Genomic DNA, 26,353 nt, shown 5'->3' on the forward strand with positions numbered 1-26,353 from the left:
GTCAGAACCTCACTCTCGGGTCGATCAGGGCGGCGACGACGTCGACGATGAAGTTGGTCACCGCGACGATCACCGCCAGCATCGCGACGATGCCCTGCACCGCGACGAAGTCACGGGCCGACAGGTACTGGTTGAGTTCGAAGCCCAGGCCGCGCCACCCGAAGGTCGTCTCGGTGAGCACCGAGCCGCCCAGGAGCATCGCGATCTGCAGCCCCATCACGGTGATGATCGGCACGAGCGCCGGACGGAACGCGTGGGTGCGCACCAAGCGCGACTCGCGCACACCGCGGGACCGGGCGGCGTCGACGTACTCGGAGCCGAGCGACCCGATCATGTTCGCGCGCACCAGGCGCAGGAAGATGCCGGCGGTGAGCAGGCCGAGCGTCAGCGCGGGCAGGACGGCGTGCTGGAGCACGTCACCGATGACCTCGGCGTTGCCGGTGCGGAGCGCGTCGACGATGTAGATCCCGCTCGCGCCGGGGATGCCGTCGAGGATGAGCGACACCCGGGTCGACGCGCGGTCGCCCAGGGGCAACCAGTCGAGCCACACCGAGAAGACGAGCTTGAGCAGCAGGCCGCCGAAGAACACCGGGGTGGCGTAGGTCAGGATCGCCAGCGCACGGAGCAGCACGTCCGGCCACTTGTCGCGGGTGTACGCGGCGAGCATGCCGAGCGGGATGCCGAGCACCAGCGCGACGATGAGCGCGTAGAACACGAGCTCCGCGGTCGCGCCGCCGTACGTGACGATGATGTCGGTGATCGGACGGTTGTCCGTCGACGAGGTGCCGAAGTCACCGCGCAGGATGTTGCCGAGGTACTCGAAGTACTGCACGAGCACCGGTCGGTCGTACCCGGCGGCGTGCAGGCGTTCCTGCAGCTGGCTCGGCGTGAGCCGGCCGCCGACCGACGCGGTGATCGGGTTCCCGATGACGCGCATCAGGAAGAACACGAGCGTCACCAGGATGAAGACGGTCGGGATGATGAGGAGGAACCTGACGAGGATGTACCGGCCGAGTCCGCCGCCACTGTTCTTGGCACTGCGTTGTGCCTGTGGCTTGGTGGGATCGGTGCCGTTCACGTCCTGCGTTGCCTCGGGAGTGCTGAGGGTCACGGGGTGGGTGCCTTTCGTCGCCGTTGCACAGGCACGCGGGCGTCCCTCGTGGGAACGCCCGCGGCCTGCACGTGGGGCTTGGTGCTACTTGCTCAGGGTGGCGTACCGGAACTTGAACGAGGCGTCGAGGGTCAGGCCCTTGACGTCCTTGCCGGCGACCGCGACGGACTTGCCCTGCAGCAGCGGCAGCGTCGAGATCTGGGTGGCCTCGCGTTCCTGGGCCTGCTCGATCAGGTCAGCACGCTTGTCCGGGTCGGACTCGGCCTGCTCCTTCGCGATGAGGTCCTGGATCTCCGGGTCGTCGTAGTGGTTCTGGACGAAGTTCTCCTTGGTGAAGAACGGCGACAGGTAGTTGTCGGCGTCGGAGAAGTCCGGGAACCAGCCGAGCTGGTAGACGGGGTAGGCGTCCTTGGTGCGCTCCTGGGCGTAGGTCGTGTAGACCGTCGACTGGATGTTGACGGTGAACAGGCCGGAGTCCTCGAGCTGCTGCTTGAGCAGCGCGTACTCGTCGTCCGACGCCGAACCGTAGTGGTCGGGCGCGTACTGGATGTCGAGCTGCACCTTGCCCGTGACGCCGGCGTCCGACAGCGTCTTCTTCGCCTTGGACACGTCTGCGCCGCCGTCGCCGTCGCCGTACATCTCCTTGAACGGCTGGACCGCGCCGGTCAGGCCGTCCGGGACCATCGAGTACAGCGGGGTGAAGGTGTCGTTGTAGACCTCCTTCGCGAGCTGGGCACGGTCGACGACGTCGGCAGCGGCCTGACGCACGGCCAGGGCCTTCGCCTCGTCGGCGTCGTCCTGCCCGGTGCCGAACGGCTGCGTCTTGAAGTTGAAGACCACGTAGCGGATCTCGCCGCCGGGGCCGTCGGTGACCTTGAGGGAGTCGTCTCCCCGCAGGTCAGAGATGTCGGTCGGCGTCAGGGAGCGGTAAGCCACGTCGACGTCGCCCTTCTGCACGGCGAGCTTGAGGTCGGTCTCCTTGGTGTAGTAGCTGGCGGTGACCTCGTCGGTCTTCGCCTTGCCGAGCAGGCCGTCGTACTTCGGGTTCGTCTTGTACTGGATCGTGTCGTTCTCCTTGTAGGAGCTGATCTGGTACTGCCCGGCGAAGGCCTTGCCCTTGACGATGTCGTCGGCGCTGGTGAGCTTCGTGGCGCTGAAGACGTCCTCGTCGACGATCGGACCCGCGGGGCTCGAGAGCACCTGCGGCCAGGTCTGGTCGGCGTGGTCGAGGGTGAACACCACGGTGGTGTCGTCCGGGGTGTCGATGCTCTTGAGGTTGGCCAGCAGCGACTGCGGACCGTTCTCGTTGTTGATCTTCAGTTCGCGGTCGAACGAGAACTTCACGTCGCTCGACGTGAGCTTGTTGCCGTTGGCGAACTCGAGCCCGTCCTTGAGGGTGACCTCGTAGGTGGTCGGGTTCGTGAACTCCGCCTTCGTGGCGATGTCCGGCTCGACGTCCGGGCTCCCCACGGGTGTGTTCATCAGGAACGGGAACACCTGGTTCTGCACGGCGAAGGAGCCGTTGTCGTAGGAACCGGCCGGGTCGAGGGACGTGATCTTGTCCGTCGTCCCGATGCTCAGGCCGTTCAGTTCGGTGTCACTCACGCTGCTGCTCGCGCAGCCGGTCAGCACCAGCGCCGTCGCTGCTGCACCGGCGCCGAGCGCGATGCCGCGCTTGCCCCACTTGGTCACGGATGCCATGTCCGCTGCCTCTCTGGTCATGATTGCAAGAGTCCTGTGCCGGAGGGTGGAACGTCTGTGTGCCCGGCCAGGAACGCTCATTGGTATCACCCTGTCACGGAACAGAACGAACCGGGGGCGATTTGTTTACACCGCTGTAATGCACGGGCTGATCGCGTGATGCATGATTCCGCCGGAGTCGAGCGGCGCGTCACGCACGAAAGTTGCGCGGTGCAACCTGGGTGTTCGGGCGGTCGAGGTCGCACGGACTGCCGGTTGCTGGTCCGTCGTGCACCGGTTCGCGCGACCTCGTCGAGGTGCACGCCCGTCCCGGAGGCTCGTCCCCCTCCCGCCACGCCCCGCACCCCCGCCGACCGGTCACGACTCCCTGCCCGCCCCGCCCCGCGCGGTCACGTCCCGTCGGCCGGACCCCGCCCAGCCGACGGTCTGTGACCACTCGACGCCTCACGCACGGCACGTCCTGACCACGCGCGGGCCCCCCGGGGCCGCACGGACCGCCGCCCGCGGGCCCGCCGCACGACAGTTCATGCGCCCCCGGCGACGCACGCGCGCGTGTCGTGTGACCTCGCCCCGCCCGCGCACCCCGCGCACCCCGGCCGGGAGGCCCGTCCCGGCGCCGCCGATTCCTCCCACCCCCGCCCACTGGTCACGACTCCCCGCCCGCCCCACCCCGCGCGGTCACGTCCCGTCTGCCGGACCCCGCCCAGCCGACGGTCTGCGACCACTCGACGCACCACGAGCGGCACGTCCTGACCACGCCCCGCACCCCGCCGACCGGTCACGACTCCCCGCCCGCCCCACCCCGCGCGGTCACATCCCGTCGGCCGGACCCCGCCCAGCCGACGGTCTGCGACCACTCGACGCACCACGCACGGCACGTCCTGACCACGCTCGGACCCCCTGGGGCAGCACGGACCGCCGCACGCAGGCCCGCCGCACGACAGTTCACGCGCCCCCGGCGACGCACGCGCGGCGTGTCGTGCGACCGGACGCGGGCACGCCCGCTCACCCCGGCCACAAGCGGCACGACGAGCGGCTAGGACGCCTCGGCGTCAGCGCGCAACCGCATCCGCTGCCCGTCGATGTCGACGAGCTGCCGCTGGATCTCGGCGCGACGCTCGGCCTGCTCGTGCGGGTCGGCCCGCTGCAGCTGCCCCAGCAACGAGGCCTTGCGGGCAAGCAGGTCGCGCTCGACCAGGGCCACGACGATGCTCCGGCAGTACGCCGCCAGGTCCTCCGCGTTGCGCGCTGGGATCGGCGCGAGAGCGAGCTCGTGGGTCAGGGTGCGCAGCGGCGCGGGCACGTCGGTGAGCAGCCGGTCGAGCCAGTCCCCCGCACCGATGACGTCGACGTTCGCGACGACGGCGTCCCGCACCGCGGCGAGCATCGGGGTCGAGAACGTGGCCGACGCGGCGAGTCCGAGCATCGGTGCCCCGACGGACGTGGGCTGCTGCACCATCGCCATCACGGCGTCGCGCTCCATGCGGCTGATGGGGTCGTTCGGCAGCGAGCGGATCCCGGCGACGGGCTCGTCGGGGGTGTCGGCTGCGTCGGTGCCGGTTCCGGCACGGCCGTCCCGCCCCGAGCCTGCGGACCGATCGTCCTGCCCGGACCCCGCACGGCGTCGGGCGGTCTCGACCGACCGACGGACCTCGGGGATCTCCATGCCGAGCCACCCGGCGAGTTCGCGCACGTAGCCCTGCGTCAGCGAGCGGTCACGGATACCGGCGAGCACGGGCGCGGCCGCACGCAGGGCACCGACGCGCCCCTCGACGGTCTCGAGGTCGTGGCCGTCCAGGGTGCGACGGATCATGAACTCGAACATCGGGCGCTTGTTCGTGACCAGTCGGCGGATGGCGTCGTCACCGCGCGCCAACCGGAGGTCGCACGGGTCGAGTCCGCCCGGCGCGACGGCGACGTAGGTCTGCGCCGCGAAGCGCTGTTCCTCCGCGAAGGCACGCGAGGCGGCACGCTGCCCGGCTTCGTCCGGGTCGAACGTGAACACGACCTCGCCGTTGGCGTTCGGGTCGGCGCCCGCCAGGTCACCGAGCATCGGCCGCAGCACCTTGATGTGGTCGACCCCGAACGACGTGCCGCAGGTGGCGACCGCGGTCGTGACGCCCGCGACGTGGCAGGCCATCACGTCGGTGTAGCCCTCGACGATGACGACCTGCTTCTGCTTCGAGATGTCACGGCGGGCGAGGTCGAGCCCGTAGAGCACCTGGCTCTTGTGGTAGATCGGGGTCTCGGGCGTGTTGAGGTACTTGGGGCCCTTGTCGTCCTCGAGCAGGCGGCGCGCGCCGAACCCGATGGTGGCTCCGGTGACGTCGCGGATCGGCCACATCAGGCGCCCACGGAACCGGTCGTACGGCGAGCGGTCGCCCTGGCTGACGAGACCGGCGGAGACGAGTTCTTCCATCGTGAAGCCGCGCCCGCGCAGGTGGTCCTTGAGCATGTCGTAGGACTTCGGGGCGAAGCCGACGCCGAAGTGCTGGGCGGCCGAAGGGTCGAACCCGCGCTCCCCCAGGAACCGGCGGGCGGGGTCGGCGGCAGCCGTGGTGAGCTGCCCCGTGAAGTACTCGAGCGCGGCTTCGTTCGCGGCGATCAGCCGTGCGCGGGTGTTGTAGTCGGTGCGCGGCCCGTCGCCCTCTTCGTAGTGCAGGGTGTAGCCGATCTTCGCGGCCATGCGCTCGACGGCCTCGGCGAAGGTGGTGTGGTCCTGCGCCATGATGAAGCTGAAGACGTCGCCGTCCTCGCCACAGCCGAAGCAGTGGTAGCGGCCGACCTGGGGCCGGACGTGGAACGACGGGGAGCGTTCGTCGTGGAAAGGGCAGAGGCCCTTCATCGACCCGACGCCCGCGTGCTTCAGCGTGACGTAGTCGCCCACGACGTCGGCGATGTTGACACGCGAGCGGACCTCGTCGATGTCGTTCCGCGCGATCCTGCCAGCCACCCCTCGATCCTAGTTCGTGGGACCGACGTCGGCGGACCGGTCAGACGGCGATGTGGACCGGTTCACGGTCACCCACCACCAGACGTCGGTGCCAGGCGAAGGCGCCCTGGTCGGTCAGGCTCGCGACCTGGTCGACGACGGCGCGCAGTCGGCCGGCGTCGTCGTCCGCGGCGTGCCAGTCGGCGGCGAACCCCGGCTCCAGGTCGGACGCACCGGTGGCCGCCAGTGCGTCGAGCAGTTCGGTGAGCACGCGGCGCTGGTCCTCGTACACGGGCTGACGGTCGCCCTGGGTCATCACGAAGGCCGCGACGATGCCCTTGAGCACCGCGATCTCCCCGATGATCTCGGGTGGGGTGACGACCGACGCGGCGAAGCGCACGAGCGACCCCGAGGCGTAGGACTCGCGGGTGGCGGCCGTCGCGGTGCGCGCGAAGCGTCCGATCAGCTGCGACGTCAGGTTCTTCAGGCGTGCGGCGTCACGGCGGGAGCCGTCGTACGCGGTCATCCACAGGGGCAACGCACGCAGGCGGTCGAACGCCTCGAGCAGCTCGTCGCGGCTCAGGTCGTCGCCGACCCAGGCGTGCATGGCGGTCACGATGTCGTTCTCGCCGACGCGGTCCCCCAGGGCCGCGACGTCGATGAACCCGGCGACGACGGCGTCCTCGAAGTCGTGCACGGAGTACGCGATGTCGTCGGCGAGGTCCATGACCTGCGCCTCGATGCACCGCTGACGACGCGGAGCACCGGCGCGGAGCCACTCGAAGGCGTCGTGGTCGTCGTCGTAGAAGCCGAACTTGGTGCGCCCGGACGACGACTCCGACACCCCCTGCGCAGCGGGCCACGGGTACTTGCAGCTGGCGTCCAACGATGCGCGGGTCAGGTTGAGCCCGAACGGACGGTCGACGTCGGCGCCGGGCCGGACGCCGTAGACCTTCGGCTCGAGCCGCGTGAGCAACCGGAGCGTCTGCGCGTTGCCCTCGAACCCACCGATGCCGCTCGCCCAGGCGTTCACCGCGGTCTCGCCGTTGTGCCCGAAGGGCGGGTGCCCGATGTCGTGCGCCAGGCAGGCGGTGTCGACCACGTCGGGGTCGAGCCCGAGCGAGTCGGCGAGCTCGCGACCGACCTGCGCGACCTCGAGCGAGTGGGTCAACCGGTTGCGGGCGAAGTCGAGCCCCGCGGTCGGGCTGAGCACCTGGGTCTTGGCGGCCAGACGCCGGAGCGCGCTGGAGTGCAGCAGTCGGGCGCGGTCACGGGCGAAGTCCGAGCGGCGGTTGCCGTGCTCCTCGGGGAGCCAGCGCTCCGCGTCGGCCGGGCCGTACGAGGCGGTGGCGCTCATCCGCCGCTGTGGTGCAGTTCGGCGGCGGCCAGGACCTTGCGGAACTCGGAGTCGACGTCGCGGCTCTCGAGCCAGCGGTCGGGCAGGGCGGTGCGCTTGGGGTGACCGGCACGACCGCGCGGCCCCTCGGCGTCGGCACCCGGGTACGGCGCGTCGTGGTCGAGCTGGCCGAGGAAGTCGTCGATCTCCTGCAGGCTCGACGCCATCGCCAGGCCGGACCGGACGTTGCTGCCGATCGGGTACCCCTTGAAGTACCAGGCCACGTGCTTGCGGATGTCGCGGCAGGCGTGCTCTTCGTCGCCGAAGAACTCGACGAGCAGCTCGGCGTGCCGGCGGAACCCGTCGGCGACCTCGCCCAGGGACGGCATGTAGCGCAGGCCCTCGCCACGGAACGCCGCGGCCAGGTCGCCGAACAGCCACGGGCGGCCGAGGCAGCCACGCCCGACGACCACGCCGTCGGCGCCGGTCTCGTCGATCATCCGGAGGGCGTCGGCGGCCGACCAGATGTCCCCGTTGCCGAGGATCGGGATGTCGGTCACCGTCTCCTTCAGCGTGGCGATCGCCGACCAGTCGGCGTGCCCGGAGTAGTGCTCGTTCGCGGTGCGGGCGTGCAGCGAGACCGCGGCGACCCCGGCGTCACGCGCGATGCGGGCGGCGTCGAGGTAGGTCAGGTGGTCCTCGTCGATGCCCTTGCGCATCTTGACGGTGACGGGGACGTCGCCCGCGGCGCGCACGGTCTTGGTGACGAGTTCGCGGAACAGGTCGAGCTTCCAGGGCAGGGCCGCGCCGCCGCCCTTGCGGGTGACCTTGGGCACCGGGCACCCGAAGTTCAGGTCGATGTGGTCGGCACGGTCCTCGCCCACCAGGATCGACGCCGCTTCGGCCACGGTGTTCGGCTCGACGCCGTACAGCTGGATCGACCGCGGAGTCTCGGACTCGTGGTGCTGGATGAGCTGCATCGACACGGGGGTCCGTTCGACGAGCGCCCGCGAGGTGATCATCTCGCACACGTAGAGCCCGGCGCCGTACTCGCGGCACAGCCGGCGGTACGCCATGTTCGTGATCCCGGCCATCGGCGCGAGCACGACCGGCACGTCGACCTCGATCGGGCCGATGCGCAGGGGGCCGCCGACTCGCGAGGCGGGTGCTTGTGTGATCGTCATACCTGACCCATCTTCCCACGTCGGTGCACGCCGGTAGCGTTCTCCACATGACGACCGACGCCAGCACCCGGTTCGACGCCGACGCCCAGGCCCGCGGCCTGCCGGTCGAGGTGGTCGAGCGACCGGCCGCGGACTCCCTGCACCAGGCCGCCGAACTGCTCGGCATCGAACCCGGCGACATCGTCAAGACCCTGGTGGTGAAGCGCCACGACGGCGGCTTCCTGCTCGCCCTGGTGCCGGGCGGGCGCAGCATCGCCTGGAAGAAGCTGCGCACCGTCGTCGGGGTCAACAAGCTCTCGATGCCCGACGCTGCCACCGCGCTCGGCGCGTCCGGCTACGAACGCGGGACCATCACGCCGATCGGCGCCACGGGTGACCTGCCGGTGTACGCCGACGAGCGCATCGTCGGACGCAGGGTCGCCCTGGGCGCCGGACGCCACGGCGCGAGCGCCTTCGTGGACGCGGACGCACTCGTCGCCGCCTACGGCGCGACCGTCGCCGACATCACCGACGAAGAACCGCAGCGCGACTGATCGGTCTGGCGACCGACGGATCGCGCCCCCGCACAGCCGTCGCGCCCCGCAGGGTCGGGGCGCAACGACCGCGCGGGGGCGCGGGACCACCGGCGCGCGACGCGCGACCGACGGAAGCGTCAGTCCGGCACCTCGGTCCAGTCGCCCTCGGCACCGGCGAACGATCCGGCGTCGATCAGGCACGAATCACCGTCGCAGACCGGCGCACCGCCGGGCGTGACCAGCGTGAGCAGGCCGGGGCGCGCCTCCAGACCGGAGATCGCACCCGGGACCGACGGGGCGGACGGGAGGCCCGCCCCACCCCCGACGGTGGCCGTCGCGTCCGTCATCGGGTCGCCGCCACGTCCGCGCTCGCGTCGTCCGCAGCGCGCTCGGCCGCCGAGGCGACCTCCTCCGGCGTGGTCTCGCGGAGCGCGACCACCTGGCGGAGCACCTGCTCGAACGCCGAGGGGTCCTGGGCACCGGAGACGCCGTACTTGCCGTCGATCACGAAGAACGGCACGCCGTTGATCCCGTAGGCCTGCGCCTGGGCCTGGTCGGCACGGACGGCGGCGAGCTGGGCGTCGTCGCGCAGGGTGCGGAGGACCTCGTCGCGGTCCAGGCCGATCTCCGCCGCCAGGTCGGCCAGCGAGGACTCCTGGCCGACGTGCTCGCCGCGCTCGAAGTAGGCGGTGAACAGGCGCTCGACCATCTCGAGCTGCTTGCCGTGCTGCTTGGCGAGGTGGATGACCTGGTGGGCCTTCACGGTGTTGGTGTGGTGCATCGCCTCGAAGTCGTAGTCGAGCCCCGCGCCTGCGGCGATGCCCGTGACCTGGTCGAGCATCTGCTGCGCCTGGTCGACGGGCATGCCCTTGTGGCCGGACAGGAACTCGGCCTCGGTCCCCTCGAAGTCGACGGGGGTGTCCGGACTCAGCTCGAAGGAGTGGTACTCGACCTCGACGGGACGGCCCTCGGTCGAGGCGCCGAACGCGGCCACACCGGCCTCGAACTTGCGCTTGCCGATGTAGCACCAGGGGCAGGCGATGTCCGACCAGACATCGACCTTCACGGAGTCGTTCATGCTGACCCCAACGCGCTCGTGCGCCGCGCATTCCCGGCGCCGGCAGCAGAACACCGGTGTTCGCAGGTCGAACACCCGATTGCGGGTGTGCAACGCACGAACACCGGCGTCTTGCGGAGCCGCGGAACCCCTACGCGCCGAGCAACCGCTGCGCGAGGTACCCCTGCAGCTGGTCGAGCGAGACGCGCTCCTGGCCCATGGTGTCGCGCTCGCGCACCGTGATGGCCTTGTCCTCGAGCGTGTCGAAGTCGACCGTGATGCAGAACGGCGTGCCGATCTCGTCGTGGCGACGGTAGCGACGGCCGATCGCGCCGGCGTCGTCGAAGTCCACGTTCCAGTTCTTGCGCAGGTCGTCGGCCAGGCCGCGGGCGACGGGCGAGAGCTGCTCGTTGCGCGACAGCGGCAGGACGGCGGCCTTCACCGGGGCCAGGCGCGGGTCGAGGCGCAGGACGGTGCGCTTGTCGACGCCGCCCTTCGCGTTGGGCGCTTCGTCCTCGTGGTAGGAGTCGAGCAGGAACGCCATGAGCGCACGGGTCAGGCCGAACGACGGCTCGATGACGTAGGGCACGTACTTCTCGTTGGCGGCCTGGTCGAAGAACCGGAGGTCCTGGCCGGACGACTCGATGTGGTTGTTCAGGTCGAAGTCGGTGCGGTTCGCGACGCCCATCAGCTCACCCCACTCCGAGCCGGTGAAGCCGAAGCGGTACTCGATGTCGGCGGTGGCGTCGGAGTAGTGCGCCCGCTCGCCGTCCGGCACGTCGAAGCGACGCAGGTTCTCGGGGTCGATGCCGAGGTCGGTGTAGAACGCGACCGAGTCGGCGATCCACTGCTCGTAGTGCTCCCCCGCCTCGGCCGGCGGCACGAAGTACTCGATCTCCATCTGCTCGAACTCCCGCGTGCGGAAGATGAAGTTGCCGGGCGTGATCTCGTTGCGGAACGCCTTGCCAACCTGGCCGATGCCGAACGGGGGCTTCATGCGGCTGGTCGTGACGACCTGCGCGAAGTCGACGAAGATGCCCTGGGCGGTCTCGGGGCGCAGGAAGTTCAGGCCCTCTTCGGACTCGACCGGGCCGAGGTAGGTCTTGAGCATCCCGGAGAACTCGCGGGGCTCGGTCCACTCGCCGCGGGTGCCGCAGTTCGGGCAGGCGATCTCGGCCATGCGGCCCTCGGGGTCGCGGCCCTTCTTGGCGACGAACGCCTCGATCAGGTGGTCCTCGCGGAACCGGTGGTGGCAGTGCAGGCACTCCACCAGCGGGTCGGTGAAGGTCGCGACGTGGCCGGAGGCCTCCCACACCTTGCGGGGCAGGATCACCGCGGAGTCGAGGCCGACCATGTCCCCGCGGCCGCGGACGAACCGCTGCCACCACTGGCGCTTGATGTTCTCCTTGAGCTCCACACCGAGGGGCCCGTAGTCCCACGCGGAGCGGGAGCCTCCGTAGATCTCACCCGACTGGAAGACGAAGCCGCGGCGCTTGGCCAGGGCGATGACGCTGTCGAGACGGGAGGGCTGTGCCAAAGGGTGCTCCAGAGGTCGCCGAGCTGGGTGCTCGGTGCGGAAACGGTCCGGGCAAGACTACCGGCGATCGTCGGCCGGGAGGCCCGCCCCGCGTCCGCCCGCCGCGCTCACCTGGCCGACGTGGTCGGCCCCACGCCGCCGAGCGCGGCCGCGACGTCGGTCACGTCCGACTCGTCGTTCCACAGGTGGAACGCGATGCGCAGCCGACCGGCACGCCCCGAGGCGGTGAGCCCGGCGGCGGTGAGGGCCCGCAGGGACGAACCGTCGGCGTCCGCGAACGTCACGATCGCCTGCCCGTCCCCCTGCCCGTCGCCCTGCCCGTCGCCCTGCCGAGGCGACCCGAGGGCGTCGCACAGCCGATCCGCGAGACCGGTGGCGTGCCTCCAGACCGCATGCTGGTCGAGCGCGACGGCGTGCTCGAGCGCGGCCACGGCGCCGGGCCACGCCTGCCAGGCCGGGGAGACGTCGAAGCGGCGGGCGTCGTCGGCCAGGTGCATGGCGGGTCCGTAGCAGGAGGACCACACGTCCGCTCCCGCGTACCAGCCGGCCTGCACCGGGCGGAGCCGACCGAGGGCGGTGTCGGAGAGCGTCATGAAGGCGACGCCGCGCGGTGCGCAGAGCCACTTGTAGGTGTGCGTGAGCGTCACGTCGAACGGTGCGGCGTCGACGGGCAGGACGCCGGCGGCCTGCGTGAGGTCGCAGAGGGTCAGGGCACCGACGCGTCGCGCGGCGGCGACGACCGGGTCGGGGTCCGTGACCACACCGGTGGCGGACTGCACCGCGGACCACGCGACCAGGGCCGTGTCGGGTCCGACCGAGGCGGCGAGCCGGTCCAGCGGGACGCTCCGGACCCGGATGCCGCGGTGCGCCTGCGCGAGGAACGGGAAGACGACCGAGCTGAAGTCGCCGTCGGGGACGACCACTTCGGCACCGTCCGGCAGCGCGTCGGCGACGACGGCGGCCATCGCCGAGGTCTGCGAACCGGTCGCGACACGCTCCGCGGGGACGCCGACCAGCGCGGCGAAGAGCGTGCGGCCTTCCTCGACCAGGGCCCCGTACCGGGCCGGTGAGGTCTCCGCACGGGACCACGCGTCGAGGTCGGCTCGCTGGGCGGCGAGGGTGCCGCGGGTCGGCAGGCCAGCGGTGCACGCCGCCAGGTAGCCACGGCCGGCCGGGAAGGAGTCCATGCGGACAGCGTCCTCGCTCCCTTCCCATCACACCAGGGCCGGTTCGTTGTGCCACCGATAACATGGCGTGATGGACGAGATCGATCCCCAGCTGCTCCGGGTCCTGCGCGCCGTGGCCGACGGCGGCTCGATCACCCGCGCCGCCGCCGCGATCGGGTCGAGTCAGCCCGCCGTCAGCCAGCTGGTGGCCCGGGCCGAGCAGCGCCTCGGGCACGCGCTGGTGCTGCGGGGCGGACGCGGGGCCACACTCACCCACGCCGGCCAGGTGCTCGCGGACCACGCCCTGCACGTCCAGGCCGCACTCACCGCCGCGCGCGAGGACCTGGACGCCGTCGGCGGGCTCAGCCGCGGTCGGGTGCGCCTCGCCGGGTTCCCGAGCGCGTCCTCGGCGCTCGTGCCCGCCGTGCTCGCCCGGCTGGCGGCGACGGCACCGGGCGTGACGACCTCGTACGTCGAGGTCGAACCGCCCGAGGCGCTCGACCTGCTGCGCGGCGGTGCGGTCGACGTCGCCCTCACGTTCACCTACGTCGGGGACGAGATCGGGTCGGCGCCGGACCCCGGGCTCGTCACCCGGGCGCTCGGGCGCGATCCGCTCGCCCTGGTGACGCCGGTCGAGCCGGGAGGCGCGGAACGACGCCGCCCCGTCGGCTCCACCGTCGTGGACCTCGCGTCCCACCACGACGCCCGGTGGATCGGGGGCTGCCCGCGCTGCCGAGGCCACCTGCTCGCCTCGTGTGCGAGCGCGGGGTTCACGCCGGACATCGTGCTCGAGACGGACAACGCGGCCGCGGTGGTGGGACTCGTCGCCGCGGGGCTCGGGGTGGCGCTGCTCCCCCGGCTGGCACTCGCGACGACGGTCATCCCCGCCGGCGTCGCGATCGATCCGGTGGACGACGACCTGGCCCGACGCGTCGAGGTCGTCGTGGCACGCGGGGCCGAGCGGGTCCCCAGCGTGCTGGCCGCGCTGGACGCCGTGCGGTCGGCGGCGCACCTGCTCGACGGGCCGTTGCCGGGCTGAGGTGTGGCGCGCAGCCGAGTCTCGGCTGCGCGGACATTCCGCGCCGCTCAGACGGCGCAGCCTGTCCGCGGATCCGAGACTCAGCCCCGGCCCGGCGTCCGCCTCGGCTCGGGCTACGCCGTCGGGGTGTCGACCGCGCCGCCGTAGCGGCGGTCGCGGCTGGCGTACTCCTCGATCGCACCCCACAGGTCGGTGCGGCGGAAGTCCGGCCAGAGCCGGTCGAGGAACACCATCTCGGCGTAGGCGGACTGCCAGAGCAGGAAGTTGCTCGTGCGCTGCTCGCCGGAGCTCCGGAGGAACAGGTCGACGTCGGGCATCTCCGGCACGTACAACCGCTTCGCCAGGGCCTTCTCGGTGACCTGGCTCGGCTTCAGGCGCCCGGCGGCGACGTCCTCGGCCATGCCCCGCACCGCGTCGACGATCTCGTTCCGGCCGCCGTAGTTCACGCACATCGTCAGCGTCAGGACGTCGTTGCCCGCCGTCATCCGCTCGGCGGTCTCGAGCTCGTCGATGACGCTCCGCCACAGTCGCGGACGCCGACCGGCCCACCGCACCTTGACGCCCCACTGGTGCAGTTGGTCGCGGCGCCGACGGATGACGTCGCGGTTGAAGCCCATCAAGAACCGGACCTCTTCCGGGGAGCGCTTCCAGTTCTCCGTCGAGAACGCGTACGCCGACACGTGCCCGACGCCGATCTGGATGGCGCCCGCGACGACGTCGAGCAACGACGCCTCGCCCGCCTTGTGCCCCTCGATCCGCGTCAGACCGCGGCCGTTCGCCCACCGGCCGTTGCCGTCCATGACGATGGCCACGTGCTCCGGCACGAACCGGGCCGGGATCGCCGGGGGCGTCTCGCCGGTCCAGTCGATCGGGCGGAACGGTTCGACGTCGTCGGGGCGGCGTGGGCTCATGCGGTGGGGGCTCCTTCGACAGCGGGATCGGGGTCGGGCACGGCGGGTGCCGGGGTCGAGGCCACCGCGCGCGCTGTCGCCTCGGGTCCGCCGTGGGTCTGGGGCACGGGCATCGGGTGCTCGGAGCGGTCGACGTGCGGCAGGGACCGGAGCGATCGTTCCAGGTGCCACTGGGCGTAGGCCGCGACCACGCCGGAGGCCCGCGAACGCGTCCGCTCGTCGGTGGCGTCCACCGTCGCCCAGTCACCCGCCAGCAGGGAGCCGAGCACACCGAGCGTCGCCGGGTCGAGCCGGGGAGTCCCCGGGGGCGCCGCACGGTCGGCGACGACACCACCGAGCTGCACCACGAAGGCCGAGTGCGGGCCGGGCTCCCCCGTCACCGCACAGTCGCTGAACGAGGGCGCCCACCCTGCGATGCTCATCGCGCGGAGCAGGTACGAGTCGAGGGTCGCGCTGGACTGGTGTTCGCCGCGGGACAACGAGCGGAGCGCCCCGACGAGCAACAGGTACTGCTGCAGCCCGGCGTCGGCCTCGCTCAGTCGGTCGGCGGTCTCGACCATGGCGCTGGCCGCCGTGTACGCGCCGTAGTCGGCGACGATCTGGGCCCCGTACGCACCGAGGGACTCCGCCTGGGTGACGATGTCGAGCGACCGGCCCTCGTAGAACTGGGCGTCCACGACCATGAACGGCTCGAGCCGGCTGCCGAACTTCGACGCCGTCCGCCGCACGCCCTTGGCCACCGCGCGGATCTTGCCGTGCTGCCGCGAGAGCATCGTGACGATGCGGTCGGCTTCACCGAGCTTGTGGGTGCGCAACACGACGCACTCGTCCCGGTACAGCGGCATGTCCCCAGTATCCCCCGCCCCGCCGACAGCCGCGTGCGGTGCCGGGCGGGGGCACTGCGACAAGACGCCGACGTCTTCGCCGGACGCCGCGCACTCGTCGAGACGCCGCGACTTCCGGAGGCGCCTCGGCAACACGACGGCGTCTTGCGTGAGGCAGTGAACGTGCGCACAGACAGGAGGCGCGGTGCGGGACGGACCCACACCTGGGCCCACACCGGCCGGTACCTGGTCGACGCGCCAGCGGCGATCAGGCCGTGCCCGGTGGGGAGCCTCCTGTCTGGTTGCGTCTCAGGCGGAGACGAGCTCCGGCGCGTCGGCACCGGCCGCGGCACCCGCGCGCACCGCGCGGTTCACCGCGGACACGATCGCCTTGAGCGACGCCGTCGAGATGTCGGCGTCGATGCCGACGCCCCACAGGCGCACGCCGTCGACGTCGAGCTCGACGTAGGACGCGGCCTTGGCGTCACCGGAGGCGCTCATCGTGTGCTCGGAGTAGTCGTACAGGGTGACCTGGACGCCCTGCTCGGCGAGCACCTTCAGGAACGCGTCGATGGGACCGGTGCCGACGGCCTCGGCCGTGACCGCGCCCTCGTCGACCCGGAGAGCCACGGACAGCGAGGTCGTGCCCCCGAAGTCGCTCGACGTCGCCGTCTTGGTGAGCTCGTAGCGGCCCCACTTCTCGTCGTCGATCGACGCGGGCAGGTACTCGTCCTGGAACACGTCCCAGATGCGCTGCGACGAGAACTCGCCACCCTCGGTGTCGGTGTGCCGCTGGACGACGCCGGAGAACTCGATCTGCAGCTTGCGGGGCAGGTCGAGGGCGTGGTCGGTCTTGAGCAGGTACGCCACACCGCCCTTGCCGGACTGCGAGTTGACGCGGATGACGGCCTCGTACGACCGGCCGATGTCCTTCGGGTCGACGGGCAGGTACGGCACCGCCCACGCGATCTCGTCGATGTCCTTGCCCGCGGCGGCGGCCTTCGCCTTCATCGCCTCGAAGCCCTTGTTGATGGCGTCCTGGTGCGAGCCGCTGAACGCCGTGTACACCAGGTCACCCGCCCACGGCTGGCGCTCGGGCACCGGCAGCTGGTTGCAGTACTCGACGGTGCGCTTCACCTGGTCGATGTCGGCGAACGAGATCTCCGGGTCGATGCCCTGCGTGAACAGGTTCATCCCGAGGGCGACCAGGTCCACGTTGCCGGTGCGCTCACCGTTGCCGAACAGGCAGCCCTCGATGCGGTCGGCGCCGGCCAGGTAGCCGAGCTCGGCGGCGGCGACCGCGGTGCCGCGGTCGTTGTGCGGGTGCAGCGACAGGATGACGTCCTGGCGGTGGGCGAGGCGGCGCGACATCCACTCGATCGAGTCGGCGTAGACGTTCGGCGTGGCCATCTCGACGGTGGCGGGCAGGTTGATGATGACCTTGCGCTCGGGCGTCGGCTCGAAGACCTCGAGCACGGCGTTGCAGATCTCCAGCGCGACCTCGAGCTCGGTGCCCGTGTAGGACTCCGGCGAGTACTCGTAGTAGATCGTCGTGTCGTGCTGCAGCGTCGCCTCGGCAGCCTTGCACAGCTTCGCGCCGGTGACCGCGATGTCCACCACGCCCTGCACGTCGGTGCGGAAGACGACCTCGCGCTGGACGATGCTCGTGGAGTTGTACAGGTGGACGATGGCCTGCTTCGCGCCGTCGATCGCTTCGTAGGTGCGCTGGATGAGGTGCTCACGCGCCTGGGTCAGCACCTGGATCGTGACGTCGTCGGGGATCGCGCCCTCGTCGATCAGCGACCGGACGAAGTCGAAGTCGGTCTGCGAGGCGCTCGGGAACCCGACCTCGATCTCCTTGTAGCCCATCCGGACGAGGAGGTCGAACATCGCGCGCTTCCGCTCGGCGTCCATCGGGTCGATGAGGGCCTGGTTGCCGTCACGCAGGTCGACGGCACACCAGCGCGGGGCCTTGTCGATGCGCTTCGTGGGCCACGTGCGGTCCGGCAGCTCGACGGCGATCTGCTCGTGGAAGGGGACGTACTTGTGGATCGGCATCCCGGAGGGCTGCTGCGTGTTCTGCATCGTTCTTCGCTTTCGTCGCGTGTTCGTGAGCCGGTGTTCGTGGGCTCTGGTCAGTGCGGCCACGACGGACTCCGCGACGAGGTGGGCCGGAGTGTCAGGCCTCGTCGCGGCAGCGAAGGAGGAGCAGTGCGGAGTACATCGGGACCCACGGTAGCACCGGAGCAGCGGGCTGGCGCAAGCGTGTGACGCAGGACCTCGGCGCGCTCGAGCGGGGATGCAGGCTGGCGTGCCGAGCGGGTTGCCGAGTGGCTCCGAACAGCTCCGAGCGGTCACGACATGCCGCGGGTCGGTCGCCGAGTGGTCACGTTCTGTCGCCCGGACCGCGTCCAGACGACAGTTCGAGACCACTCGGCGGGCGTGAGCGGCGTGGCCGCGCCGTGCAGAGGACGTCGGCGTGACGCCACGACGACACGGGAGGCCCGGTGCCAGCTGGCACCGGGCCTCCCGTCTCGTCGTGTGGTACGCCGAGGGCGCCGGGTCAGTCGACCGCGAGCGCCTCGGTCGGCGGGACGCGCATCGCGCGGCGCACCGGGGCGATGGTCGCGACGACCGCCAGGACCAGCGCGCCGAACACCACGATGCCGATCGTCAGCGGCGGGAGCACCGGCGACACGGGGGTCCCGAGCGACCCGAGGAGCGTCTGCCCGCCGACCCAGCCGTACAGGGTGCCGAGCGCGAGACCCGAGACGACGGCCGCGACGACCATCTGTACGGCCTCGGTGACGATCATCCGGCGCACCTGGGCACCGGTCAGGCCGAGCACGCGGAGCAGCCCGAGTTCGCGTCGACGCTGGAGCACCCCGAGTGCCAGGGCGTTCACGACCCCGACGGCGGCGATCACGGCGGAGAACCCGACGATCACGCTGACGACGGCGTTGATCTGCACGAACAGGTCACGCTGCGCCTCGATCATCGCCGGTGTGGCACTCCCCTCGCTCAACGCGCGCATCTGGGTCTCGAGCACGTGCTGCATGATCCCGAGCGCCACCGCGAAGGTGACGAGCAGGGTGACACCGATGACGAGCCCGATGGTCGCCCGCGAGGACCGCCCCGGCGCCCGCATCGCGTTGCGCCCGGCGAGCAGGACCACCGGGTCGTGCGAGCCGATGCGCCCGATGAGCTGCAGCACGGGCGGCATCACGATCGTCGCCCCGACCGCGACCCCGGCGAAGGAGACGAACCCGCCCAGCGCCGCCGGCAGGACCGCGACCGGGGACACCGAGCTGACGGCGAGCCCGAGCGCCATCAGCAGCGCACCGCCGGCCATGAGCACGATCGCCCAGACCTTGCGGGCGGTACCGGACCGGACGTCGTCGTGGCTGGGCTCGACGGACGACGAGAGCGCTTCGAGCGGGGTGACGGTGAGCACGCGACGCGACCCGGAGGCGAAGGCGCCCCAGGTGGCGAGGACGACGGCAACGACCGGTAGCACGAGCTCCCACGGCACGTACGTGTACTCGGTGTCGGGCAGGACACCGTTGCCCCGCAGGACGACGACGAAGAGTGCCGAGAGTGCGGTCCCGACGACGGCACCGATGACCCCGCCGAGCACGCCGACGACCAGACCGGTCCGGGTGATCCGCGCACGGAGCGTGGCTCCGGTCGCCCCGACGAGCCGCTGCAGCGCGATGATCCGGGTCTGCCCGGCGATCAGGGTAGCGCAGGTGTTCGCGGTGACGATCGCGCCGACGTAGAGCGCGATGCCGAGGAACAACCACCCGACCACGGACAGGATCGCCTTGATCGGCCCGAGGTCGGCGACGCCGGCTGCTCGGAGCGCTTCGGTGACGATGCCCGGTGCGATGACCAGGGCGGAACCGAACGTGGTGCCGAGGGCAGCGACCAGGACGGTGGGGGCGAAGGAGCGGACGCCGTTCACGCTGCCGCCTCCATCCCGAGCATCGTGGTGGAGATCGCGCCGGCGTCCATCGCCGGGCGGTCGGCGACGATCCGGCCGTCGGCCAGGAACAGGATGCGGTCGGCGTTCGCGGCGGCCACCGGGTCGTGCGTGACCATGACGACGCTCTGGCCCCATTCCTGCACGGCACCGCGCAGGATCGACAGGACGTCGCGACCCGTGCGGGAGTCGAGGGCACCGGTCGGCTCGTCGGCGACGACCACCGCCGGTCGCGAGGCGAGGGCCCGCGCGATGGCGACGCGCTGCTGCTGCCCGCCGGAGAGCTGGTGCGGCCGGTGGGTCAGCCGGTTGCCGAGTCCGAGCATCTCGACCAGACGGTCGATCCAGGCGGTCTCTTCGCGCGAGGGCTTGTGCCCACCGAGCAGGAACGGCAGCCGGATGTTCTCGCTGACATCGAGCGTCGGGACGAGGTTGAACGACTGGAAGACGAAGCCCAGTCGGCGACGGCGCAGCTCGGTGAGGTCCTTGTCGCCCAGGGCCGTGATGTCGACGCCGTCGATGTGGATCCGGCCGGTGGTCACGGCGTCGAGGCCGGCCGCGACGTGCATGAGCGTCGACTTGCCGGACCCGGACGGCCCCATCACCGCGGTGAACTCCCCCGCGCCGATGTCGACGCTGACGTCGTCGAGCGCGGTGACGCGTCGGGCGGCGTCGCCGTAGTGCTTGGACACGTGGTCGAGGCGGATGATCGGAGCGTGGCTGGTGGTCATGCATCCACGATGGCCGCCGCCGGCCCCGTCACGCGTCGCTCGGACGGCTCCTGTGGATCGTCCGCTCGGCTCGGTTGTCTGTGGAGGGGTCATCCGTCGGGATGACCCGGCGTCACTCGGCCTTGGTGACGAGCCCGTGTTCGTGGGCGAAGACGACGAGACGGACCCGGTCGCGGAGCTCGAGCTTCGTCAGGACCCGCGAGATGTGCGTCTTCACGGTCGCCTCGCTGACGTACTCGTGCTGGGCGATCTCGCTGTTGCTGAAGCCGCGGGCGGCCAGGTCGAAGATCTCGCGCTCACGCGGGGTGAGGTCGGAGAAGGCTGCGGGCACCGCAGCGGCGCGTCCGACCGAGTCGTCGTACCGTCGCAGGAGCTCACGGGTCGCCGAGGCGGCGAACACCGCGGTGCCGGCGTGCACGGTGCGGACCGCGGCGAGCAGGAACTCGGGGTCGGCGTCCTTGAGCACGAACCCGCTCGCTCCGGCACGGATGGCCTTGGCGGCGGCTTCGTCGAAGTCGAACGTCGTCAGCACGAGGACCTTCGCGCCGTCGGTGCCGGACTGCTCGACGATGTGGCCGGTCGCCGTGATGCCGTCCATCACGGGCATCCGGACGTCCATCAGCACCACGTCGGGGCGGGTCCGGCGGACGAGCTCGACCCCCTCGGCCCCGTCGCCGGCCTCGCCGACGAACCGCAGGTCGGGCTGCGAGTCGATGAGCATCCGGATGCCGGTGCGGAAGAGCGCTTGGTCGTCGACGAGGGCAACGCGGATCGCATGATCGTCGGTCGGGGTCGTGGTCATCGGGCGCTGCGCTCCTGCTCGGTGGGGGTGATGCGACCGCGGGGCATCTGCCCACTGGCCGGGACGGTCGGCATCCGGACGGCGACCGCGAAGTCGTCGCCCCGGGCTCCTGCGGTCATCGTGCCACCGGTCATCACGGCGCGCTCGCGCATGCCGACCAGTCCGTGGCCCGTGCCCGGGCCGCGGACACCGTCGTCGGCTCGGCGGTTCACGACGGCGATCTCGACCGTGTCCGGTCGGTAGGTCAGAGCGGCGTGCACCGGACAGCCCGGCTCGCCGTGCTTGTACGCGTTCGTCAGGCTCTCCTGCACGATCCGGTACACCGCGAGCTGCGTGGTGGTCGGCAGCCCGCCGGGGTCGCCCTCGCGCTCCACCCGGACGTCGAGCCCGAGTTGACGCATCTCGTCGACGAGCCGGTCGATGTCGTCGATCTCGGGCGTCGGCGCGGTCCCCTGCTCGTGCCGGAGCGCGCCGAGGAGTTCACGGACATCACCGAGCGCCCGCCGGGCGGTGGTCGAGATGGTGCTGAGCGCTTGATCGGCGACGGCGGGGTCGGCCTTCAGCGCGTACCGGGCGCCGTCGGACTGCGCGATGACGACCGCGAGCGAGTGGGCGACGATGTCGTGCATGTCGCGGGCGATCCGGACACGCTCCTGCTCGACGGCCACGGCCCGGTCGGCCCGCGCGGCGTCACGCTCGGCGAGCAGCTGGGCTTCGCGGCTCATGCTCGCCGACCGACGGGTCCGGACCACGAGCCCGGCGAGCCAGGGCAACAGGAGCAGGAGCAGGACGACGGCGAAGAACGAGAACGTGACCTGCAGCGACTCCTGCAGCGGGGTCGAGGCGGTCTCGTACGTGAGCCGGTTCTGGTAGTCGTCGAAGCCCAGGTAGGCCGCCGCGGTCACCGAACCGACGATCGCCGACACGAGTCCGGCCAGCCGCACACGACGGCTGCCGTACGCACTCGTCGTGTACATCACGCCGGCGATGAACGCGTTCGAGACGTCCGGCACCTGCAGGGTGACCATCTCGAAGACCGCGAACACCCACGCCACGGCCAGTGCCAGCCCCGGTGACGACCGACGGAGCGCCAGAGCGGCGGTCATGCCGACGACCGTGATCACCGACAGCGGACCGTCGATGCCGCGCCCGCTGGCGATCAGCACGAGGCCGCCGAGCAGCACGGCGATCACCAGGTCGGTGATGACCTGCGCACGGAGCATCGGACGGAACACCCGTCCACGGTACGGCGGACCGCTCACCAGCGCGTCCCTCGCCCGGATGACCCGGGCTGCAGGGGTCCGACGATCAGAAGCCGAGGCGTCCGAGCTGCTTCGGGTCACGCTGCCACTCCTTGGCCACCTTCACGCGGATGTTCAGGTAGACGTGCCGGCCACCGAGCAGCGACTCGATCTCGACGCGGGCCCGCGAGCCGACGTCCTTGAGACGCTCGCCCTTGTGCCCGATGACGATCGCCTTCTGGCTGTCGCGCTCGACGAACAGGTTCGCGAAGATGCGCAGTGGCCCGTCGGCGTCGTCGTCCTCGTCGGGTTCGACGATGTCCTCGATGACGACGGCCAGCGAGTGCGGCAGCTCGTCACGGACACCTTCGAGCGCCGCCTCACGGATGAGTTCGCCGATGCGCTCCTCGTCGGTCTCCTCGGTCACCGCGCTCGAGTCGTACAGCTGCGGAGACTCGGGCAACAGGCTCGTGACGACGCCCAGCAGGTCTTCGAGCTGCATGCCCCGTGTGCCCGAGGTCGGCACCACGGCGTCCCAGTCGCGGAGCTTCGAGACGGCCAGCAGCTGCTCGCCAACGCGGTCCTTCGAGGTGCTGTCGATCTTGGTGACGATCGCGATCTTCTTGGCGCGCGGGTACTGGTCGAGCGTGTCGTTGATGAACCGGTCGCCGGGACCGACGGGTTCGTTCGCCGGCACGCAGAACCCGATCACGTCGACGTCGCCCAGCGTGGACTGGACGAGGTCGTTCAGCCGTTCGCCGAGCAGCGTGCGCGGACGGTGCACGCCCGGCGTGTCCACGATGATGACCTGCCCGTCGGGCCGGTGCACGATCCCGCGGATGGCACGCCTGGTGGTCTGCGGCTTCGACGACGTGATCGCGACCTTCTCGCCCACCAGGGCGTTGGTCAGCGTCGACTTGCCGACGTTCGGACGGCCGACGAACGAGACGAAGCCCGCGCGGTAGGGCTTGTCCGAGCCGGCTGGGGTGGTGTCGGGGTCGGTCATGCGTGCGTGGTTCCCGTCGTGGTGGTTTCGGCGTCGTCGAAGGCGTCCTCGACGTCGGCCAGGGCATGGGTGCGCTCGGCGAGCACGGTGATCAGGTGGCGGCGCTTGCCCTCGACACGGTCGGCGGTCAGGACGACGCCGGACACGGTGACGGTCTCACCGGAGACGGCCAGGTGTCCGAGCTCCTTGGTGAGCAGCCCACCGGCGGTGTCGACGTCGTCGTCGTCGAGCTCGATGCCGAACAGGTCGCCGAGCTCGTCGACCGGCAGTCGTGCGGAGATCCGCCACACACCCGGCTCGACCTCGGTGCGGTCGACGACGGCGCGGTCGTACTCGTCGGAGATGTCGCCGACGAGCTCCTCGATGAGGTCCTCCATGGTCACGAGTCCGGCGACTCCGCCGTACTCGTCGACCACCAGCACCAGGTGGTTCTTGGCGAGCTGCATGTGCCGCAGGGTGTCGTCGGCGTGCTTCGACTCCGGCACGAACTCGGCGGGGCGGAGCAGCCGGCTGACCCGCTCACCACGGGACGCGGGCCGCTCGTACAGCGACCGCGCGACGTCGCGGAGGTACAGGACACCGCGCACGTCGTCGCTGTCCTTGCCCGTGACCGGCATGCGGGAGACACCGGCGGCGAGGAACTGCTCCATGGCCACACCGAGGGTGTCCGCGCCGTCGACGGTGAGCATGTCCGTCCGCGGCACCATGACCTCACGCACCAGGGTGTCGCTGAACTCGAACACCGAGTGGATGAGCTCGCGGTCCTCGTCCTCGAGCACGTTGCTCTCGGTGGCCTCGTCGACCAGGGAGAGCAGCTGTTCCTCGCTCGACACCGTGGACGCGCTCCGGCCGCGGCCGGGGGTGACCCGGTCGCCGATGTGGACGAGCAGCCCGGCGAGCGGTCCGAGCACGATGCGCACCCCGCGGACGATGCCGCCGGTGGCACCGATGAGCCGCTCGGCGTGGGCCCGCCCGACACTCCGCGGGCTCGACCCGACCAGCACGAACGACACCGCGGTCATGATCGCGGCGGAGACGACGAGCGCCACCCACCAGCTGTCGAAGGCACGCACCAGGGCGATCGTGACGAGCACAGCAGCGGCCGTCTCGGCCAGCACCCGGAAGAAGTTCAGCGCGTTCACGTGCGCGCCGACGTCGTCCGCGATCGCCTCGATCGACCGACGGCGCTTGTTGCCCCTGGCGATCTCCTCGAGGTCGGCACGGGACACCACGGAGAGCGCGGCGTCGCTCGCGGCGAGGAGCCCGCCGAGCACGACGAGCCCCAGCGCCACCGCGAGGAGTCCGGCGACGACGACCATCGGCTACCGCCCTCGGTGCTGGGCGGCGAACGCGGTCAGGATCTCGCCCTGGATGCCGAACATCTCGGCCTTCTCGTCGGGTTCGGCGTGGTCGAAGCCGAGCAGGTGCAGGATGCCGTGGCAGGTGAGCAGGAGCATCTCGTCGGTGCTCGAGTGCCCGGCGGTCTTCGCCTGCTCCTCGGCCACCTGCGGGCAGAGCACGATGTCGCCGAGCAGTCCGGCCGGCGTCGGGTCGTCCTCGGTGCCGGGCCGCAGTTCGTCCATCGGGAAGCTCAGGACGTCCGTCGGGCCGGGCTCGTCCATCCACCGCACGTGCAACTGCTCCATCGCGCCCTCGTCGACCAGCACGATCGCGAGCTCCGCGTCGGCGTGGACGTGCATGGCGTCCAGGGCGAACGCGGCGAGCCGCTGGATCGCGGCCTCGTCCACCTCGACGCCGGACTCGTTGTTGAGCTCGATGCTCACCGGTTGCCTCCTCGGGCGTCGTTCTGGGGGTACGGGGGCCGTGCACGGTCCTGCGGCGGGCGCCCACGACGCTCGGCGCGGTTGGCGCCGTCGGGGTTGCCGACCGGAGCGGTTCCGCGGCCGCCGGGGCGCTGGCCGGCCTGCTCGGCGAGCCGCTCTTCGTCGTAGACCGTGTAGGCGTCGACGATCCGACCGACGAGGGTGTGGCGGACCACGTCCTCGCTGCCGAGACGGGCGAAGTGGATGTCCTCGACCTGGTCGAGGATGCGGGTCACGAGCCGGAGACCGGACACGTTGCCCGGCAGGTCGACCTGGGTGATGTCACCCGTGATGACCATCTTCGAACCGAACCCGAGACGGGTCAGGAACATCTTCATCTGCTCGGGCGTGGTGTTCTGCGCCTCGTCGAGCACGACGAACGAGTCGTTCAGGGTCCGACCACGCATGTACGCCAGCGGGGCGACCTCGACGGTGCCGGCCGCCAGGAGCTTCGGGACGAGCTCCGGGTCCATCATCTCGTTCAGGGCATCGTAGAGCGGCCGCAGGTACGGGTCGATCTTGTCGGTGAGCGTGCCCGGCAGGAAGCCGAGCCGCTCGCCGGCCTCGACCGCGGGACGCGTCAGGATGATCCGGTTGACCTCGCGCCGCTGCAGCGCCTGCACGGCCTTCGCCATCGCCAGGTAGGTCTTGCCGGTCCCGGCCGGGCCGATGCCGAACGTGATCGTGTGCTCGTCGATGGCGTCGACGTAGGCACGCTGCCCGTCGGTCTTCGGCCGGACGGACTTGCCGCGGCTCGAGACGATGGGGGTGCCGAAGGTGTCGGACGGCTTGCGGTCGTCGTCGAGGATCCGTGCGGACATCGGGATGTCGGACGGGCCGATCTCCTGCCCGCGCTTGACCATGCCGACGAGCTCGTCGACGAGCGCCTTCGCGCGGGCGACGTCGCGTTCGGGGCCGGTCAGCGTGACCTCGTTGCCACGGACGACCACCCGGACACCCGGGTACTGGCGCTCGACGGTCTTGAGCAGTCGGTCCTGGGGGCCGAGCAGCTGCACCATGGCGATGCCGTCGACCTGGAGCGAGACGGAGACGGGCTGTTCGTCGGCGGCGGTGGGCTGTGCTGGTTCGTTATCCGGCAAGGGTGCCTTCCTGCAGTTCACCTGCGAGTACGTGCGCGTGCACGTGGAACACGGTCTGACCGGCGGCTTCGCCGGTGTTGAAGACGAGTCGGAACTGGCCGTCGGCGCGCTCGTCGGCGATGCGCTGCGCCGTGGCGACCACGTGGGCCAGGAGGTCGGGGTCCCCCGCGGCGAGCTCCGCGACGTTCGCGTACTGCTCCGTCTTGGGCACGACGAGCACGTGGACGGGGGCCTTGGGCGCGATGTCCTCGATCGCGATGACACGGTCGTCCTCGGCGACGATGGTCGCCGGGATCTCGCGCGCGATGATCTTGGAGAAGACGCTGGGCGTGCTGGTGCTCATGGCTCCATCGTA

Annotated in this window: 23 protein-coding genes; 2 read left to right on the plus strand and 21 right to left on the minus strand. The window is 71.0% G+C overall.

Annotated features, from left to right (window positions below; genetic code table 11):
* Position 1 precedes the first annotated feature (1 nt).
* From ITJ50_RS12255 to dusB, 5 genes are all read right to left on the minus strand, one after another.
* Positions 2-1,078: an ABC transporter permease gene (locus tag ITJ50_RS12255; RefSeq protein ID WP_082046916.1), complete on the minus strand. Its 1,077-nt coding sequence runs from the start codon at positions 1,076-1,078 to the stop codon at positions 2-4.
* A 117-nt stretch (positions 1,079-1,195) separates the two neighbouring features.
* The gene (locus ITJ50_RS12260; RefSeq protein ID WP_194590594.1) at positions 1,196-2,812 is read right to left on the minus strand and encodes an ABC transporter substrate-binding protein; all 1,617 of its coding nucleotides are present in this window, start codon (positions 2,810-2,812) and stop codon (positions 1,196-1,198) included.
* A 1,036-nt stretch (positions 2,813-3,848) separates the two neighbouring features.
* Positions 3,849-5,765, minus strand: coding sequence for a DNA primase (gene dnaG / locus ITJ50_RS12265; protein WP_194590595.1), 1,917 nt, complete (start codon positions 5,763-5,765; stop codon positions 3,849-3,851).
* A 40-nt stretch (positions 5,766-5,805) separates the two neighbouring features.
* Complete coding sequence (locus tag ITJ50_RS12270) at positions 5,806-7,101, minus strand: deoxyguanosinetriphosphate triphosphohydrolase (RefSeq protein ID WP_017886692.1); 1,296 nt, start codon at positions 7,099-7,101, stop codon at positions 5,806-5,808.
* Positions 7,098-8,264 carry a tRNA dihydrouridine synthase DusB gene (gene dusB / locus ITJ50_RS12275; protein WP_194590596.1) on the minus strand — a complete coding sequence of 389 codons (1,167 nt, stop codon included), beginning with the start codon at positions 8,262-8,264 and terminating at the stop codon, positions 7,098-7,100. Before dusB ends, ITJ50_RS12270 begins: the two co-directional genes overlap by 4 nt.
* Positions 8,265-8,311: 47 nt before the next feature.
* Here dusB and ITJ50_RS12280 point away from each other — a divergent pair, with 47 nt between their 5' ends.
* Positions 8,312-8,797, plus strand: a complete 486-nt coding sequence (locus ITJ50_RS12280) for an aminoacyl-tRNA deacylase (RefSeq protein WP_017886690.1) — start codon at positions 8,312-8,314, stop codon at positions 8,795-8,797.
* A 119-nt stretch (positions 8,798-8,916) separates the two neighbouring features.
* On the opposite strand, the gene ITJ50_RS12285 is transcribed toward ITJ50_RS12280, so the two are convergent.
* The 4 genes from ITJ50_RS12285 to ITJ50_RS12300 form a co-directional block, all read right to left on the minus strand.
* A complete protein-coding gene (locus ITJ50_RS12285; protein ID WP_194590597.1) occupies positions 8,917-9,126 on the minus strand; it encodes a hypothetical protein in 210 nt (69 codons plus the stop codon).
* Complete coding sequence (locus ITJ50_RS12290; protein ID WP_194590598.1) at positions 9,123-9,857, minus strand: DsbA family oxidoreductase; 735 nt, start codon at positions 9,855-9,857, stop codon at positions 9,123-9,125. The genes ITJ50_RS12285 and ITJ50_RS12290 overlap by 4 nt, the downstream gene beginning before the upstream one ends.
* 130 nt (positions 9,858-9,987) lie before the next feature.
* Positions 9,988-11,373 carry a glycine--tRNA ligase gene (locus ITJ50_RS12295; protein ID WP_194590599.1) on the minus strand — a complete coding sequence of 462 codons (1,386 nt, stop codon included), beginning with the start codon at positions 11,371-11,373 and terminating at the stop codon, positions 9,988-9,990.
* A gap of 107 nt (positions 11,374-11,480) precedes the next feature.
* Positions 11,481-12,560, minus strand: coding sequence for an aminotransferase class V-fold PLP-dependent enzyme (locus ITJ50_RS12300; RefSeq protein WP_194590600.1), 1,080 nt, complete (start codon positions 12,558-12,560; stop codon positions 11,481-11,483).
* A 70-nt stretch (positions 12,561-12,630) separates the two neighbouring features.
* Here ITJ50_RS12300 and ITJ50_RS12305 point away from each other — a divergent pair, with 70 nt between their 5' ends.
* On the plus strand, positions 12,631-13,578 hold the full coding sequence (locus tag ITJ50_RS12305; RefSeq protein WP_159556464.1) for a LysR family transcriptional regulator: 948 nt from the start codon (positions 12,631-12,633) through the stop codon (positions 13,576-13,578).
* Positions 13,579-13,691: 113 nt separating this feature from the next.
* Here ITJ50_RS12305 and ITJ50_RS12310 read toward each other — a convergent pair whose 3' ends face one another.
* From ITJ50_RS12310 to ITJ50_RS12365, 12 genes are all read right to left on the minus strand, one after another.
* The gene (locus tag ITJ50_RS12310) at positions 13,692-14,489 is read right to left on the minus strand and encodes an isoprenyl transferase (RefSeq protein ID WP_071251399.1); all 798 of its coding nucleotides are present in this window, start codon (positions 14,487-14,489) and stop codon (positions 13,692-13,694) included.
* The gene (gene recO / locus ITJ50_RS12315; RefSeq protein WP_042540155.1) at positions 14,486-15,334 is read right to left on the minus strand and encodes a DNA repair protein RecO; all 849 of its coding nucleotides are present in this window, start codon (positions 15,332-15,334) and stop codon (positions 14,486-14,488) included. Before recO ends, ITJ50_RS12310 begins: the two co-directional genes overlap by 4 nt.
* Positions 15,335-15,622: 288 nt before the next feature.
* Positions 15,623-17,398, minus strand: a complete 1,776-nt coding sequence (leuA, locus tag ITJ50_RS12320) for a 2-isopropylmalate synthase (protein WP_194590601.1) — start codon at positions 17,396-17,398, stop codon at positions 15,623-15,625.
* Between the two features lie 478 nt (positions 17,399-17,876).
* Positions 17,877-19,277 (minus strand): ABC transporter permease, encoded by a 1,401-nt coding sequence (locus tag ITJ50_RS17930; RefSeq protein ID WP_194590602.1) that lies wholly within the window; start codon positions 19,275-19,277, stop codon positions 17,877-17,879.
* Entirely contained in the window at positions 19,274-20,026 is a 753-nt protein-coding gene (locus tag ITJ50_RS12330; protein ID WP_017886680.1) for an ABC transporter ATP-binding protein, read from the minus strand. The genes ITJ50_RS17930 and ITJ50_RS12330 overlap by 4 nt, the downstream gene beginning before the upstream one ends.
* 112 nt (positions 20,027-20,138) lie before the next feature.
* Positions 20,139-20,828, minus strand: a complete 690-nt coding sequence (locus ITJ50_RS12335) for a response regulator (RefSeq protein WP_017886679.1) — start codon at positions 20,826-20,828, stop codon at positions 20,139-20,141.
* The gene (locus ITJ50_RS17935; RefSeq protein ID WP_194590603.1) at positions 20,825-22,063 is read right to left on the minus strand and encodes a sensor histidine kinase; all 1,239 of its coding nucleotides are present in this window, start codon (positions 22,061-22,063) and stop codon (positions 20,825-20,827) included. The genes ITJ50_RS12335 and ITJ50_RS17935 overlap by 4 nt, the downstream gene beginning before the upstream one ends.
* Before the next feature lie 73 nt (positions 22,064-22,136).
* A complete protein-coding gene (gene era, locus ITJ50_RS12345) occupies positions 22,137-23,075 on the minus strand; it encodes a GTPase Era (RefSeq protein ID WP_042540163.1) in 939 nt (312 codons plus the stop codon).
* Positions 23,072-24,394, minus strand: a complete 1,323-nt coding sequence (locus ITJ50_RS12350) for a hemolysin family protein (protein ID WP_017886676.1) — start codon at positions 24,392-24,394, stop codon at positions 23,072-23,074. Before ITJ50_RS12350 ends, era begins: the two co-directional genes overlap by 4 nt.
* Positions 24,395-24,397: 3 nt before the next feature.
* A complete protein-coding gene (gene ybeY, locus ITJ50_RS12355; protein ID WP_017886675.1) occupies positions 24,398-24,859 on the minus strand; it encodes an rRNA maturation RNase YbeY in 462 nt (153 codons plus the stop codon).
* Complete coding sequence (locus tag ITJ50_RS12360; RefSeq protein ID WP_042540165.1) at positions 24,856-25,998, minus strand: PhoH family protein; 1,143 nt, start codon at positions 25,996-25,998, stop codon at positions 24,856-24,858. Before ITJ50_RS12360 ends, ybeY begins: the two co-directional genes overlap by 4 nt.
* Positions 25,988-26,341, minus strand: a complete 354-nt coding sequence (locus ITJ50_RS12365) for a histidine triad nucleotide-binding protein (RefSeq protein ID WP_017886673.1) — start codon at positions 26,339-26,341, stop codon at positions 25,988-25,990. Before ITJ50_RS12365 ends, ITJ50_RS12360 begins: the two co-directional genes overlap by 11 nt.
* Positions 26,342-26,353: the final 12 nt, after the last annotated feature.

The organism is Curtobacterium sp. VKM Ac-2889 (assembly GCF_015350855.1).
GTDB lineage: Bacteria > Actinomycetota > Actinomycetes > Actinomycetales > Microbacteriaceae > Curtobacterium > Curtobacterium poinsettiae.

Coding starts and splice junctions, on each gene's coding strand:
- ITJ50_RS12305 (WP_159556464.1), top strand. CDS start 12,631: ATGGACGAGATCGATCCCCAGCTGCTCCGGGTCCTGCGCGCCGTGGCC.
- ITJ50_RS12300 (WP_194590600.1), bottom strand. CDS start 12,560: ATGGACTCCTTCCCGGCCGGCCGTGGCTACCTGGCGGCGTGCACCGCT.
- ITJ50_RS12335 (WP_017886679.1), bottom strand. CDS start 20,828: ATGACCACGACCCCGACCGACGATCATGCGATCCGCGTTGCCCTCGTC.
- ITJ50_RS12310 (WP_071251399.1), bottom strand. CDS start 14,489: ATGAGCCCACGCCGCCCCGACGACGTCGAACCGTTCCGCCCGATCGAC.
- ITJ50_RS12280 (WP_017886690.1), top strand. CDS start 8,312: ATGACGACCGACGCCAGCACCCGGTTCGACGCCGACGCCCAGGCCCGC.
- ITJ50_RS12285 (WP_194590597.1), bottom strand. CDS start 9,126: ATGACGGACGCGACGGCCACCGTCGGGGGTGGGGCGGGCCTCCCGTCC.
- ITJ50_RS12350 (WP_017886676.1), bottom strand. CDS start 24,394: ATGGTCGTCGTCGCCGGACTCCTCGCGGTGGCGCTGGGGCTCGTCGTG.
- dusB (WP_194590596.1), bottom strand. CDS start 8,264: ATGACGATCACACAAGCACCCGCCTCGCGAGTCGGCGGCCCCCTGCGC.
- recO (WP_042540155.1), bottom strand. CDS start 15,334: ATGCCGCTGTACCGGGACGAGTGCGTCGTGTTGCGCACCCACAAGCTC.
- leuA (WP_194590601.1), bottom strand. CDS start 17,398: ATGCAGAACACGCAGCAGCCCTCCGGGATGCCGATCCACAAGTACGTC.
- ITJ50_RS12365 (WP_017886673.1), bottom strand. CDS start 26,341: ATGAGCACCAGCACGCCCAGCGTCTTCTCCAAGATCATCGCGCGCGAG.
- ITJ50_RS12290 (WP_194590598.1), bottom strand. CDS start 9,857: ATGAACGACTCCGTGAAGGTCGATGTCTGGTCGGACATCGCCTGCCCC.
- ITJ50_RS12330 (WP_017886680.1), bottom strand. CDS start 20,026: ATGACCACCAGCCACGCTCCGATCATCCGCCTCGACCACGTGTCCAAG.
- ITJ50_RS12270 (WP_017886692.1), bottom strand. CDS start 7,101: ATGAGCGCCACCGCCTCGTACGGCCCGGCCGACGCGGAGCGCTGGCTC.
- ITJ50_RS12260 (WP_194590594.1), bottom strand. CDS start 2,812: ATGGCATCCGTGACCAAGTGGGGCAAGCGCGGCATCGCGCTCGGCGCC.
- era (WP_042540163.1), bottom strand. CDS start 23,075: ATGACCGACCCCGACACCACCCCAGCCGGCTCGGACAAGCCCTACCGC.